This is a genomic window from Thioalkalivibrio sp. ALE17 (genome assembly GCF_000425605.1).
GTDB lineage: Bacteria > Pseudomonadota > Gammaproteobacteria > Ectothiorhodospirales > Ectothiorhodospiraceae > Thioalkalivibrio.
In genome coordinates, this window is the sequence record NZ_KE384405.1 from 49,357 (window position 1) to 62,958 (window position 13,602).

Annotated in this window: 11 protein-coding genes; 2 read left to right on the forward strand and 9 right to left on the reverse strand. The window is 69.5% G+C overall.

Going from position 1 to position 13,602, the window contains the following annotated elements:
* Positions 1-50: 50 nt before the first annotated feature.
* The 7 genes from H609_RS0112540 to H609_RS0112570 are packed head-to-tail and all read right to left on the reverse strand — an operon-like array spanning position 51 to position 6,529.
* Positions 51-2,435: an MMPL family transporter gene (locus H609_RS0112540; RefSeq protein ID WP_019559085.1), complete on the reverse strand. Its 2,385-nt coding sequence runs from the start codon at positions 2,433-2,435 to the stop codon at positions 51-53.
* A 14-nt stretch (positions 2,436-2,449) separates the two neighbouring features.
* On the reverse strand, positions 2,450-2,995 hold the full coding sequence (locus tag H609_RS0112545) for a LolA-related protein (protein ID WP_038036326.1): 546 nt from the start codon (positions 2,993-2,995) through the stop codon (positions 2,450-2,452).
* A 58-nt stretch (positions 2,996-3,053) separates the two neighbouring features.
* Complete coding sequence (locus H609_RS0112550) at positions 3,054-3,953, reverse strand: lipid A biosynthesis acyltransferase (protein ID WP_018865748.1); 900 nt, start codon at positions 3,951-3,953, stop codon at positions 3,054-3,056.
* Complete coding sequence (locus H609_RS0112555) at positions 3,950-4,285, reverse strand: hypothetical protein (protein ID WP_028485078.1); 336 nt, start codon at positions 4,283-4,285, stop codon at positions 3,950-3,952. Before H609_RS0112555 ends, H609_RS0112550 begins: the two co-directional genes overlap by 4 nt.
* Before the next feature lie 14 nt (positions 4,286-4,299).
* The gene (locus H609_RS0112560) at positions 4,300-5,628 is read right to left on the reverse strand and encodes an AMP-binding protein (protein ID WP_028485079.1); all 1,329 of its coding nucleotides are present in this window, start codon (positions 5,626-5,628) and stop codon (positions 4,300-4,302) included.
* A 17-nt stretch (positions 5,629-5,645) separates the two neighbouring features.
* Complete coding sequence (locus H609_RS0112565; RefSeq protein ID WP_018878773.1) at positions 5,646-6,260, reverse strand: hypothetical protein; 615 nt, start codon at positions 6,258-6,260, stop codon at positions 5,646-5,648.
* Complete coding sequence (locus tag H609_RS0112570; RefSeq protein ID WP_026279160.1) at positions 6,257-6,529, reverse strand: phosphopantetheine-binding protein; 273 nt, start codon at positions 6,527-6,529, stop codon at positions 6,257-6,259. The genes H609_RS0112565 and H609_RS0112570 overlap by 4 nt, the downstream gene beginning before the upstream one ends.
* Before the next feature lie 173 nt (positions 6,530-6,702).
* Here H609_RS0112570 and H609_RS0112575 point away from each other — a divergent pair, with 173 nt between their 5' ends.
* A complete protein-coding gene (locus tag H609_RS0112575) occupies positions 6,703-8,061 on the forward strand; it encodes an NAD(P)/FAD-dependent oxidoreductase (RefSeq protein ID WP_018865743.1) in 1,359 nt (452 codons plus the stop codon).
* A 10-nt stretch (positions 8,062-8,071) separates the two neighbouring features.
* Positions 8,072-8,743: a YdcF family protein gene (locus H609_RS0112580; RefSeq protein ID WP_028485080.1), complete on the forward strand. Its 672-nt coding sequence runs from the start codon at positions 8,072-8,074 to the stop codon at positions 8,741-8,743.
* Positions 8,744-8,978: 235 nt separating this feature from the next.
* Here the strand turns inward: H609_RS0112580 and H609_RS0112585 are convergent, their stop codons facing one another.
* Both H609_RS0112585 and H609_RS0112590 read right to left on the reverse strand, forming a co-directional pair.
* Positions 8,979-11,756, reverse strand: coding sequence for a valine--tRNA ligase (locus tag H609_RS0112585; RefSeq protein ID WP_028485081.1), 2,778 nt, complete (start codon positions 11,754-11,756; stop codon positions 8,979-8,981).
* A 965-nt stretch (positions 11,757-12,721) separates the two neighbouring features.
* Positions 12,722-13,567 carry an SDR family oxidoreductase gene (locus H609_RS0112590; RefSeq protein ID WP_018876120.1) on the reverse strand — a complete coding sequence of 282 codons (846 nt, stop codon included), beginning with the start codon at positions 13,565-13,567 and terminating at the stop codon, positions 12,722-12,724.
* Positions 13,568-13,602: the final 35 nt, after the last annotated feature.

Here is a 13,602-nt window from a genome sequence, read left to right on the forward strand (position 1 = left end):
GTGGCCGGAGGCGATTCCGGGTGGATGGGTGTCAGGCGGCATCGCCTGGATCAGTGTTTTCCTGGGTTGACCTCGGGCGCCAGCAGGGCCGCCGCGAGGAAGGAAAATACCACGCCCAGCACCACGGTGAGGCCCAGGGCCTGCAGGACCGGAAGGCTGGAAAGGGCCAGCAGCCCGAACACCACCAGGGTCGACAGCGCGCAGACGCCGACCGAGCGCAGGTTGCGCAGGCGCGCCGCGGCATCCCGCAGGGGGCGGCTGAAGAACACCGCGTAGTCCAGACACAGCCCGGCGATCAGCAGCAGCGCGATCAGGTGGAACAGCGACAGCCGGACGCCCAGCAGGATCAGCGCGGCCAGGGTCAGCAGCAAGCCGGTGCCGACGGCCGTCAGGATGCGCAGGCTGCGCCCCGGGGCCCGAGTGGCGACCAGCAGCAGGAGCGCGACGGCCACAAGACCCAGCGCCAGGCGCTGCAGGGCCTCGTCGCGGAAGCCGATGACCAGTTCCTCGGAGGCCCGGAAGAAATCGATGTGGTGCACGCCTGCGCCGGTCCCCTCCCGTTCCGACAGGTCGGCCCGCGGGATGTCTGCGGCCCAGCGCGCCAGGGCCTCGTCATCCCGGACCCCTTGCAGGCGGACCCAGGCGGTCCAGCCCTGGCCGTCCTCGTGTGGCTGAAGCAGGGGGTCGAGCGCGTTGCGCAGGGGGCCGTCCGGCAGGGTCTCCGGGGCCAGAAGTGCCTGCTCGCGAGCCGCCGAGATGTCCTCCACAAAGGGTGCGAAGGCCCCCTCGCGGAACCCGAGATCCGCGCTCGCCGCTGCCAGGCGTTCGCGCAGGTCATCGGGGTGCGGCAGCGCGGCCTGGCGTTGTTGCTGGCGCTGCCGGCTTGGCAGTACCTCGGCGGGGTGGCCGAAGCCGTCCACGAGCCCGGATGCGCGCAGGGCTTCCAGCTCCGGGACCAGGGCCTCGCTGGCGCGCAGGGCTCGTTCCGCGGAGTCGGCAGTGATCAGCAGGGCGTGGCGGACGTCCGGTAGCCCCAGTGCGCCCCGCAGCTCCTGGTCCAGTGTGACCTGCTCCTCCGGCACCGGGTGCAGCGCGGACAGGCGGTCTTCCCAGGGAAACGGATCGGCGCTCGCCACCACGGCGACCGCGGCCAGGGCCAGCAGGGCGACGCCCCAGCGGGCCAGCGCCGGGGGGTGCGCGAGCGCGACCGGGACCGGCAGCCTCGGAGCCGGCAGGCCCTCGCGCTGCAACCGGGCGGGAACCAGGACCGGCAGGACCCAGCGGGTGGTCACGGCGGCCACGGCCACTCCGGTCAGCACGAAGAGCCCCAGCTGCGCCATGCCGGAGAAGCCGGTGAGGGCCATCAGGGCAAACACCAGCACGGTGCTGCCAGCGCCCAGGGCGATCACGGGCCCCAGTTCGCGCGCGGCCTGCGCCAGGCGTGCGTCCCCGGGGTGCGGGCTGTCGCGCCGCTGCGCATGGGCGAACAGGTGCAAGGGGTAGTCCAGGGCGATCCCCAGCACGGTGATGCCGAAGGCCAGCGCGATCCCGTGCAGGTGCCCGAAGACCGTAGTGACCACCGCCGCCGCGATCAGGATGCCGCTCGCCAGCGGTACGGCTGCCAGCCAGACCGGATGCGGGTGGCGGAACACCGCCAGCAGCAGGAGGGCCAGGGCGATACTGGCGCCGGTGGTGATCCAGGTGACCTCGCCACGGATGGTGGCCCGCGATTCCACCGCGATGACCGCCGGGCCGGCGATCTGCAGGCGCAGTTCCGGCGGGTCGAGGTCGGCGAAGGCGGTGCGCGTGCGTTCGATCAGGGCCGCCTGGGCGTCCAGGTCCATGCCGTCGGCGGTGCTGCGCAGCACCAGCAGCGCCCGTTCACGATCGGGGGTCACCCAGACCCCGTCCGGCCCGGTCGTTGCCCGGCCGCCGGTGGTGGCGAGCTGCTCCAGAACGACCCGGGTCTCGGCGGTGGGGTCGCGCGGGATCAGTTCCCGGGGCAGCTCCGGGACGGCGCTGGAGAGGTCATCGCGGCGCGCCTGCAGGTGTTCGCGCAGGGCATCCTGGCTGAAGGCATCGGCATGGATTCGCGGGCTCAGCAGGTAGCGATGTTCGATCAGGAATTCCAGGGCCGGGTCGTCGGGGTCCAGGCGGCCGTTGTGGACGCCCGCCACGTCCGGGACATCCTCCAGAGCGGCGACCAGGGCATCGCTGGCCGCGGCCCGATCGCGCGCCTCGCCCCCGGCGATCGCCAGCAGCAACATACGTCCGGCCGGGCCGGCCCCGGGATCCAGCACGATGCCGTCGGCGCTGACCGGGTCCGGGGCAAAGCCCTGCAGGTCGGTAACCAGTTCGCCGCGCAGGGCCAGCGTGAGCGTGGCCAGCGTGAGCGCGGCCAGCCACAGGCCCAGGGCGATGCGGGACGGGCACATCAATCAGTGTTTCCCTAGTCCGCGTACTGTGGCGGCTCGAAGCGCATGTGGCTTTGGTGTCCGCCGGCCTCGACCGTGATCAGTTCGCGTAGTTCGTCGCCGGCGCCGGTCAGGGTCAGTTCGGGGACCATGCGGCGCAGGGCGCGGTCCCGTGGGACGAGCTCCAGGGTCCAGGCCTCCATGTCGCCCGTCAGCTCGATCTCGAAATTGGCCCCCAGTTGCTCGCGGTCGCCGTTCAGCAGGGCGCGGAACAGGCCGGTCAGGGTGTCCAGGGCGGGCTGTTCGTTCAGGTCGATCTCGCGGCTGGAGCCACGCCGTTCCAGGGTGAGGGTGTCGCCCTCGATGTGCACGGTCTCGCCCCGCGGGCCGTCGACCTGGCGGGTAAGGGTATCGGGGGGCTCGAAGGCCAGCGAGCCCGAACGTATCTCCGGGAACTCCAGCATCGGATCGTCGCGGCGCTCCTCGAACGCGAGGGTCGCTGCCCGCTCGGTGGTCAGGGCTTCCAGCAATGCGCCGAGGGTGTCGTTGGCCAGGGCCGATACAGGGGCGAGAAGACCCAAGGCCAGGATCAGCGTGATGCCGGACTGGCGGATACGCGGGCCAAGGCCGTGGCCTCGCCTATTTGGATGCATCGTCCCAGAAGTCATAGAAATTGAACCAGTTGTAGGGGGCTTCGCGTACCCGCGCCGCGAGGCGGTCGGCATAGCGCTGTACCCACTGGGCCAGGATCTCGTCACGCTGCCCGCGCGGGGCGTCGAGGGTCTCGGCGAAGGGTTCGAAGACGATATCGTAGCGGTTGCCGCCGCGATAGAGCCCGAAGCACAGGATCACCGGGACCTTGAGTACCGCGGCCAGCAGCAACGGCCCCTGGGGGAACAGCGCGGTGTCGCCGAGGAAGTCGCAGGCGACCATCTTGTCGCTCTCGGCGACGCGGTCGCCCAGAGTGGCGATCAGCTCTCCGCGGTCCAGGCACTCGCGGGCCTGGATCAGGGTCTCGGTGCGGCCCAGCGGTATTACCGATGCGGCCACCTCGGGATTCAGCGCCTCCAGGACCTGGGTGATGCTCTGGTTGTGGTCGCTGTACATCAGGACCCGCACCGGGAAGTCGTACTTGCCCACCGCCAGGGCGCGCAGGGCCTCGAAGCTGCCGAGGTGCGCGCCCAGCAGGATCGCGCCGCGGCCGCTGTCCACGTGTTCGAGGAAGGTCTCGCGGTTGTGGACCCGGATATCGAGGCAGGCATCCTGCCCGGCGAGCAGGAAGACCCGGTCGAGGATCACCGCGGCGAAGCTGTGCAGGTGGCGCGCCAGGTCCGCCAGCCGCGGCTCGCGCTGCAGCGCCCGGCGCAGGTAATTGCGACTGTGCCGCCGCGACTGCGGCGCGAACAGCAGGAAATACGCGGTGATCGGGTACAGCAGCGCGCGGCTGGCCCGGCGCCCGAGATTGAGGGCCACCCACAGGATGATGCGCAGGGCCAGCGGCGAGCCCCGTTCCGCCTGCTGGAACCAGGCGCGGCTCATGGGTCCGGGGTGTCGTGGAGCGTGACCAGCTGGCCGGAACAGAAGGTGACCGGTGGCTCGCTCTCGGCGGCCACGACGCGAAACCCCTGTCGCCCGCCACGACCGGGCGGGTCGATCTCGATGCGGAACGCGGCCTCCGGTGTCAGCGGCGCGAGGAACTTGACCTGCGGGAGGGCCGCGACCGGTCCGAGACCGTGGGCCCGCGCGACCGCTGCCACCTGATCGAGGATTACCACGCCGGGGACCACCGGGTGGCCGGGGAAATGCCCGGGCAGGGACGGGTGCTCGGCCCCGATGCGGCGGATGGTGGACTGGACGGCCGGCGGTTGCATGGGGCGGCGCGCCGTCAGGCGCACTGGCCGTGGTGGGCGAGCAGGTCCAGCAGGACCTGACGCGGCAGCTTGCCGGTGGCCGAGCGCGGCAGGTGGTCGACCCGCACCAGTGGGCGCGGCAGGAACAGCGGGTCCATGCAGTCGGCCAGTGCCGCCTGGATTTCGGCTTCGCTGCGTTTCGGGGCGACCACCAGGGCCGCCAGGCGGGTGACGCCGTGCGTGTCCGATTCGGGATCCGGCGGGATGAAGACGCCGTCGAGCACCCCGGGGATGGCATTCAGGCGCCGGTTCAAATCGGCCAGCGAGGCGCGCTTGCCGGCGATATTCAGTTGATCGGCGAGACGGCCTTCCATGCGGAAAAGGCGCGTGTCCTGCACCTCGATATGGTCCGGAAGCGGCACAGGCTCGGGGTGTTGCGGGCCCCGGACCCACGCGCGCCCGGTGTCTCCGGGATGGATCTCCACCCCGGGATAGGTCGTCCAGGCGGACTCGCGGGTCGTGCGGCGCGTGGCGATGGCCCCCGCCTCGGTGCAGCCGTAGATCTCGTCGAGGGGGCAGCCGAAGACCCGCTCGGCCCGGGCGGCGGTATCCGGGGACAGCGGCGCAGTGGCGCAGAGGATGCGGGTCGGTGACGGCCACTCGAGGCCGGCGCGCAGGCAGGCCTTCAGGTGGAAGGGCGTGGTCACCAGCACCGCCGGGGCGCTGTCGGCCAGCGCCGTGCGCACGTCCTCGGGGTAGAACGGGCGCCCGGCCAGCAGCGTGGTGTGCCCCAGCAGGGCATACAGCACGGTCGATTCCAGGCCGTACATATGCTGTGGCGGTACCGTGCCGACCAGGGTGGGGCCGGGGTGGCCCGCCAGGTCGAGGGCCCCCAGGGCCTGGGCGGTGACCGCATGCAGGGCCGTCCAGCTGCGGGCGTGCGCCGTGGGCGTGCCAGTACTGCCGGAGGAGAACGCCAGGACGGCGGTCTGCTCGCCAGGGATCGCGGGCACGGGGCCCATGGCCTCGCCCGCCTCGCCGCGGGCGGCGACGCGCAGGACCGGGATGGCGATCTCGGCGTCCGGGCCGTCCACCAGGGCGATGGCATCCGGATACTGGCCGGCGATCTCGGCCAGGGTCGTGCGGCCGCGGTTGGGCGGCAGCAGGTTGGTCTGACCCCGCAGCAGGATCGCGGCAAAGGCGACCGCGAAGTGGTAGCGGTCCTGGCACAGATTGAAGGCCGCGCAGGCCGGCGGCAGTTGCGCGGCCAGCGCCTGCACGTCGGCGAGGAACGCCGCGCGCGAGACCCGGCGATCCCCGATCCGGGCCAGCGGTTCCGGGGCTTCGGCAATCAGCGGCCGCATGTCCGTTGTCGGGTCCGTCACGGGTGCCTCAGCATCCGGTGGTGATCGACCCGCGCGAGCTCGATCAGGTAGGCCAGGAAACCGCTGCGCGGCTCGTCGCGCAGCAGCCAGAGGCGCAGCGGGTACTCCAGCAGGAACAGGCTGGCCAGCAGCAGGTAGTTAATTCCGTTGGCGAACAGCGCCCAGGTCGTTGCGGAGGCGAACAATGCCAGCCAGGCGGAGACCAGGGCGAGGACACCGCACAGCAGCGCCCAGGCAATGGTCAGATTGCGCGTGTAGCGATGCACCGCGGGGGTGTCGGAGGCGCCCATGGCCAGGGCGTAGCGGGTGATCAGCGGCGTGGAGCCGGGGCGCAGCGAGCGCGCGAACAGCCACGCCAGCAGCCCCATGATCAGGACCGGTATGGCGTACAGCAGCCAGGTTCCGGCGCCAAGGGTCAGTAACAGCGCGACGGCGGCGGCCTGCGCCAGGACCAGCGCGGCCCGCCCGGCGGGCCCCAGGGCCCCCCAGCTCGCCACCAGGATTAGCACGGCCAGGATCGCCAGTGGCAGCAAGGGGACCTCGAAGGCCACGCCGAACACGACCGCGACCGGATAGCACAGGGCCACGCTGGCGGCGAGCGGGGTGTTCACGACGCGGCTCGGTTCGCCTCGATGTGGGCGCTCAGGGCGCGCAGGGATGCAAAGATCTGGCGGTTGTTCTCGTCGTCGGAACGGATCTGGACGCCGTAGGCGCGCGAGATCGCCAGGGCCAGTTCCAGGGCGTCGATGGAGTCCAGACCCAGCCCGTCGCGGAACAGGGCGTCTTCCGGCTCGATCTCCCCCGCCGTCACGTCCTCCAGATTGAGACTGTCGACGATCAGTTGGGCGACTTCCTGTTCGAACGCTGTTTGCGATGCCACGTGTTCCCCCGGGGTGTCGTGATGTGCGGTTTTGTGACCGCCCGCGAACTTCCACTTCGCGTGGCGGTCACCCTGCTGGGCGCCGATGATACCCACACCTTGGGGGTCGTGGTACCCTCGCGACCGGTTCGGGTCGCCGTTTTGGGCGCCCGGATGGCCAGTGGAGACAGCATTTGAAACAAGCGGTAGAGAACGCGGGAACGGACGGTCGCTGTCAGGTACTGGTCATTGGCGGCGGTCCGGCCGGTTCCACCGTTGCCTCCCGGCTGGCGCAGAAGGGTCGCGACGTGGTGCTGCTGGAGAAGGCCCGGCATCCGCGTTTCCACATCGGCGAATCCCTGCTGCCGATGAACATGCCGCTGTTCGAGGAGCTGGGGATTGCCGACGCGGTCGCGACCCTCGGCATCCCCAAGCATGGGGCCGAGTTCACCATCCCCGAGGCGCCCGATGCGCCGCGCACCTACTACTTCGAACGTGCCCTGAACGACGATACCCCCGCTTCGGCTTACGAGGTGCGGCGTTCGGAGTTCGATCACCTGCTGTTGGAGAACAGCGCGCGCCTGGGGGTCCGGGTGCTGGAGGAGGTGACGGTCTCGGATGTGGCCCTGGCCGACCCGGCGAACGGCGGGACCCAGCAGGTGACCGCGCGCGACGCGGCCGGGAACACGCTGGAGTTCGAGGCCGACTTCGTGGTCGATGCCTCCGGGCGCGATACCTTCCTGGCGCGCCGCCTCGATCTGAAGACGCGCAACGCGGAGCACAACAGCGCGGCCATCTTCGGCCACTTCAATAATGTGCCGCGGCGTCCCGGGCGGGATGCCGGCAACATCAGTATCTACTGGTTCCAGCATGGCTGGATCTGGATGATCCCGCTGCGTGACGGTGCGATGAGCGTGGGCGCGGTGTGCTTTCCGGAATACCTGAAGACGCGCAGGACCAAGCCGGAGGCGTTCCTGTGGGAGACGCTGAAGCTGTGTCCCCCGGCGTTCGAGCGCATGCAGGGCGCGGAACTGGCCGGTCCGGTGAATGCCACCGGCAATTTCTCCTACCGCTCGCGTCAGGCCCACGGGCCGGGCTACCTGCTGGTGGGCGATGCCTTTACCTTTGTCGACCCGGTGTTCTCCAGCGGGGTCTATATCGCGATGTCGGGGGGATTTCGCGCCGCGGACGCGGTGGACCGCTGCCTCGCGCGTCCGGCGCGCGCCGGGCGCTACCTGCGGGCGTTCGAGCGCGACGTTCGCCGGGGCGTGCGCCGCTTCTCCTGGCTGATCTACCGCTTCAACAGCCCGGTGATGCGCAAGCTGTTCATGGGGCCGCGCAACACCCTGGGCATGGAGCAGGCGGTGATCTCCCTGCTGGCCGGCGATGTCTACCGCAACACCCGCGTGCAGTGGTCGCTGCGCGCTTTCAAGGCCGTGTACTACACCCAGATGGCGCTGAATCTGCCGCGGGCCCTGCACTTCTGGGCGCGGCGCCGGCGCAACGCGCGGCTGCGTTTCACCGGCGGCACGACCCCCGAAGACGAGGCCTGAGCGGACTCGCGTGGGTGCGGCACGGGTCGGACTGGGGCGCATCGGCGCGGATGGCCTGGCGACCTTCGCGCTGTCGAACCTGATCATCCTGGCAACCGGCGGACTGTCCTGGCTGCTGCTGTGGACCCATGCCCTGCGCTGGTCACGTCAGCTGCGCTGTCCCGGAAGGGGCCGGTGCATCCTCGTGCTGGGGCAGCAACTGGAGGCCGGGGCGCCAGGTCCGGGGTACCGTCTGCGCCTGTTGCGCGCGGTGCGGCTGGCGCGGCGCAACCCCGAGGCCCGGATCCTCGTGCTGGGCGGGCAGACGTCCCCGCAGGGCCCGACCGAGGCCGCCGCGGGCGCCGCATTTCTGCGCCGCCACGGCATTGCGGCCGAGCGTATCCAGACGGAGGATGCCTCCCGGCACACCCTGGAGAACCTGCGCAACGCGCGTGACCTGCTGGCGCGGGAGCCGCATGACGACGCGCCGCTGGTGCTGATTACCAGCCGCTTCCATCTCGCCCGGTCGGCGGCGATGGCGCGTGGCATGGGGTTGCGCGTCTGTCCCTGTCCGGCCGAGCTGGGCTCGCGGGTGTCCGCGGCCCGGCTGGCACGGGAGGCCTGGATGCTGCACTGGTACCATGTGGGCCGCGGCTTTGCCCGCCTCATCCGCCACCGTGGCATGCTCGAACGCATCACCTGAGTTGTTCACCACGAAGCCCACGAAGGCACGAAGAAAACCGGAAAAACATCTACAGGAAGATGGGAAGACGGGAAGGGTTTACGGTGGTTGGCCTAGCTGTGCAGCGGGCTGCGCCCAAGGCGGTGGCATCTGGACAGCGCCTTTAGTCCCTGTTCGTTCTTCCGGTCTTCCCGACTTCCTGTTAAACGCCCTTCGCCCTTGACCTTCTTCGTGTCTTCGTGGTGAATACAGGCCCTCACATCGCGCGGATGCGTTCGCGCTGGGCGGCGAGCTGGTCGCGGGTGGCGTGCATCTCGGCGACGCGGTCGCGTTCCTTTTGCACCACGTCGGCCGGGGCGCGGTCGACGAAGCTTGCGTTGGCAAGGCGCTTTTCGCTCTGCTCGAGGTTCTTGTCGAGCTTGCCGATCTCCTTGTCCAGGCGGGCCAGCTCGGCGTCCTTGTCGATCAGGCCGGCCAGCGGAATCAGCAGCTGCATGTCGTCGACCAGGGCCATCGCCGATTCCGGCGCCTCGTCGGCGGCGTCCAGCCAGGTGACGCTTTCCGGCTTGGCCAGGAATTCCAGAAGGCCGCGGTGGCGGGTGTAGCGTTCCTGGTCGGCGTCGGTCCAGTTCTTCACCAGTACCGGCAGCGGCTTGCCCGGGGCGATGTCCATTTCCGCACGGATGCGGCGCAGCCCGGTGATGAAGTCCTTGACCCAGTCGAGCTCGGCGGTGGCGGTGGCATCACGCGGGAAGCCGTCCTGCGCCGGCCAGCGGCACTGCACCAGGAACTCGACGTCGTCGCCGATCCCGGCGTGTGGCTTCACACTAGTCCAGATCGCCTCGGTGATGAACGGCATCACCGGGTGCAGCAGGCGCAGCAGGGCCTCGAGCACGGTGACCAGCGTATTGCGCGTGGCGCGCTTGACCGCCTCCGGCGTGGCCACGTCGTTCAGGACCGGCTTGGTCAGCTCCAGGTACCAGTCGCAGTAGTCGTGCCAGGTGAACTCGTAGAGCGTCTGCGCGGCGAGGTCGAAGCGGTAGGCGTCGAGCTGCTGCGTGGCGGTCGCTGCGGTGGCGGCCAGGCGGTCGAGGATCCAGCGATCGGCCAGGGTGCGGTGTTCGGCCGTGTCGGTGGCCGCCGAGCAGTCCTGCCCCTCGACGTTCATCAGCACGAAGCGCGAGGCGTTCCACAGCTTGTTGCAGAAGTTGCGGTAGCCCTCGATGCGGCCGAGATCGAACTTGATGTCGCGCCCGGTGGTGGCCAGCGCCGCGAGGGTGAAGCGCAGGGCATCGGTTCCGAACGCGGGGAAGCCGTCGGGGAAGGCCTTGCGCGTGGTCTTCTCGATCTTCTTCGCCATCTGCGGCTGCATCAGGCCCTGGGTGCGCTTGGCCACCAGCTCGTCGGCGCTGATGCCGTCGATCAGGTCAATCGGGTCGATCACGTTGCCCTTGGACTTGGACATCTTCTGGCCCTCCGAGTCGCGGATCAGGCCGGTGACGTAGACCTCGCGAAACGGCACGTCGCCCATGAAGTGCTCGCCCATCATGATCATGCGGGCGACCCAGAAGAAGATGATGTCGAAGCCGGTGACCAGCACGCTGGTCGGGTAGAAGTCCCTGAGCTCTGGCGTCTGCTGCGGCCAGCCGAGGGTGGAGAACGGCCACAGCGCCGAGCTGAACCAGGTGTCCAGCACGTCCTCGTCCTGTTCCAGCGCCACCTCGGCGCCCAGGCCGTGCTTCTGGCGCACCTCGTCCTCGGAACGCCCGACGTACACGTTGCCATCGCCGTCGTACCAGGCCGGGATGCGGTGGCCCCACCAGATCTGGCGCGAGATGCACCAGTCCTCGATGTTGCGCATCCACTCGAAGTAGGTCTTCGACCAGTTCTCCGGCACGAAGCGGATGCGGCCGTCCTCCACCGCCTTGATCGCCGGTTCGGCCAGCGGGCCGGCCTTCACGTACCACTGGTCGGTCAGGTAGGGCTCGACCACGGTGCCGGAACGGTCGCCGCGCGGGACCATCAGCTTGTGGTCGTCGATCTTCTCCAGCAGGCCTTCGGCTTCGAGATCCGCGACCACCCGCTTGCGAGCCTCATAGCGGTCCAGGCCCTGGTAGGCCTCGGGCACGTTGTCGTTCAGGCAGGCGTCGATGGTCAGGATATTGATCACCGGCAGGTCGTGGCGCTGGCCCATCGCGTAGTCGTTGAAGTCGTGCGCCGGGGTGATCTTTACGCAGCCGGAGCCGAACTCGGCCTCGACATAGTCGTCGGCGATGATCGGGATCTCGCGCCCGACCAGCGGCAGCCGGATCGTCTTGCCGATCAGGTGCCGGTAGCGCTCGTCCTCCGGGTGCACCGCGACGGCGGTATCGCCCAGCATGGTCTCGGGGCGGGTGGTCGCAACCGTCAGGTGGCCCGAGCCGTCGGCCAGCGGATAGCGGAAGTGCCACAGGTGGCCGTTTTCCTCCTCCGACAGCACCTCCAGGTCGGACAGCGCGGTGTGCAGCACCGGGTCCCAGTTGACCAGGCGCTTGCCGCGATAGATCAGGCCCTCGTCATGCAGGCGCACGAAGACCTCGCGCACCGCGTGGGACAGTCCGTCGTCCATGGTGAAACGCTCGCGCGACCAGTCCACCGAATCACCCAGGCGACGCATCTGGCGGGTGATGGTACCGCCGGACTGGCCCTTCCAGTCCCAGACCGCCTCGAGGAACTTCTCGCGCCCGAGGTCGTGGCGGCCCTTGCCGTCGGCGGCGAGCTGACGCTCGACCACCATCTGCGTGGCGATCCCGGCATGGTCGGTACCGCCCTGCCACAGGGTGCGGTCGCCGTGCATGCGCCGGTAGCGGATCAGGGTATCCATCAGGGTGTGCTGGAAGGCATGCCCCATGTGCAGCGTGCCGGTCACGTTCGGCGGCGGCAGCAGGATGCAGTAGTTGGCCTCGCCCGACTCCGGCGGCGCGAAGATGTTCGCGGCCTCCCAGCGTTCGTACTGGGTCTGCTCGATGCTCTTGGGGTCGAAGCTTTTGTCCATGATCGCGGGCGCGCTCGGGTCGGAATGTGGGGAAAGCCGCGCATTATAACGGCGCGGCGCGCTCATCGCCCGCTGTCCGCTATCGTGTTTACGTTGCTTATGTCTGGCCGCCTGCCCTGTTGTGGCTAGGCCTGGTTCGTCCTCCGGTGTTTACGTGCCTTCGGTCCACGTACTGCCGTGCGCTGACTCGCCAGCGCGCCGCGCCCGTTTTTGATCAACAACTGGCTTTCTTGCTTGCCGAAGAAAGTACCCAAAGAAGGGCACCCGGATTCCGCCTGGGAACCTTGCTCCAGGGCCCTCGGGCCGGCGGCGCTGAACTCGCTGCGCCTTCGGCTTCGCTCAGACATCCAGCGCCCCGAATTTATGGAAAACGGGCCGGCCCATCACGCCCTCCGCGAGGGGCTCCAGACGGGGGAGGAAGGTCAAGACAGAAGGCACTCCGACCCCACGACACAACAACGGCCTAGCCGTCCGACAGCCCCCCGGCGCCCGCATGCGGGCGCGGCACGCTATGGCCGAAGGCCGAGCGTGCCCAAGATGTGCGAAGACCCAGCCTTTATCCACTGGCTAGACCGTCGGGACCGCCGTTGTTTTGACCTGCCTCCCCGTTGTCGTCGCGCCGAGTGGAGAGGGTTTTCGCGGGATCAGAGGCGCTGGATGTCTGAGCGAAGCCGAAGGCGTAGCGAGTTCAGCGCCGCCCGCGAAAACCCTCGGAGCGAGGGAAACCCCGGCCCGCGAAGCGGGCCGGGGTCGCGGCAGTCGGGCGTGTTTCTTGGGTACTTCTTTGCACGAGCAAAGAAGTACCTCGCGGCGCGCTGGCGAGTCAGCGCACGGCAGTATGCGGACCGAAGGCACGTAAACACCGGAGGACGAACCAGGCCTAGCCACAACAGGGCAGGCGGCCAGACGAAGCACGAAACATCAAGGGCCGACGGGGCTCAGCCTGCAAGGCGTGAGGGCTTGGGTCAGGTGGTGGCGATCTGGTCGAGCAGGGCGCGATAGCCGGTGCGGTAGTCGGGATAGCGCAGGCGATACCCGCTGGCATGCAGCTGCTCGTTGCGGCAGCGCTTGCCGCAGACCTCGCCGGCCGGCATCGGCGGCGTCCCCGGCGGATCGAGCTCCATCTCCTGCGCCAGCCAGCCGAGCAGCTCGTGGCGCAACGCCGGCTCGTCATCGACCCCCAGATAAAGCGGCTCGGGGTCGTCCAGGTGGAAGAGGTGGGTCAGCAGCCCCACGCAGTCGTCGCGGTGGATGCGGTTGGTCCAGACCGGCGCCTCGTGCTGGCCGCGAATGCCCTCGCGCACTTTGCGCAGGTGATATTCGCGCCCCGGCCCGTAGATGCCGCCAAAGCGCACGACCACACCGGCCAACGGACTGTCGGCCAGCAATTGCTCGGCCTCCAGCAGGCAGCGCCCGGAGAAGCGGGTGGGCTCGGCCGGGCTGGTCTCGTCCACCCAGCGCCCGTCGTCGGCGCCAAAGACCGAGGTGCTGGAGACGAACACGATGCGGCGCGGGTGCTGCTGGGCCTGTTCCAACGCGGCCAGGGTGTTCCGCAGGCCGTCGACATAGGCGCGGCGGTACGCGGCCTCGGTGAACTCGCCCGGGGTGGCGATGAAATAGACGGTGTCCAGCGCCGGGGGCAGCGGCGGCAGCGCGTCCGCGCGGGCGAAGTCGCCGGCCAGCGGCTGGATCGGCTCCGGTATGCGCTCCGGCTGGCGGCGCAGGCCCCAGACGGTGTGGCCGGCCGCGGCGAGCTGTTCTCCGACGCCGCAGCCGAGATCGCCGCAGCCCATGATCAGGATGTTGGCCATGAATCAGCGTTCCCTTGGGTGCTTTCGCAACCTAA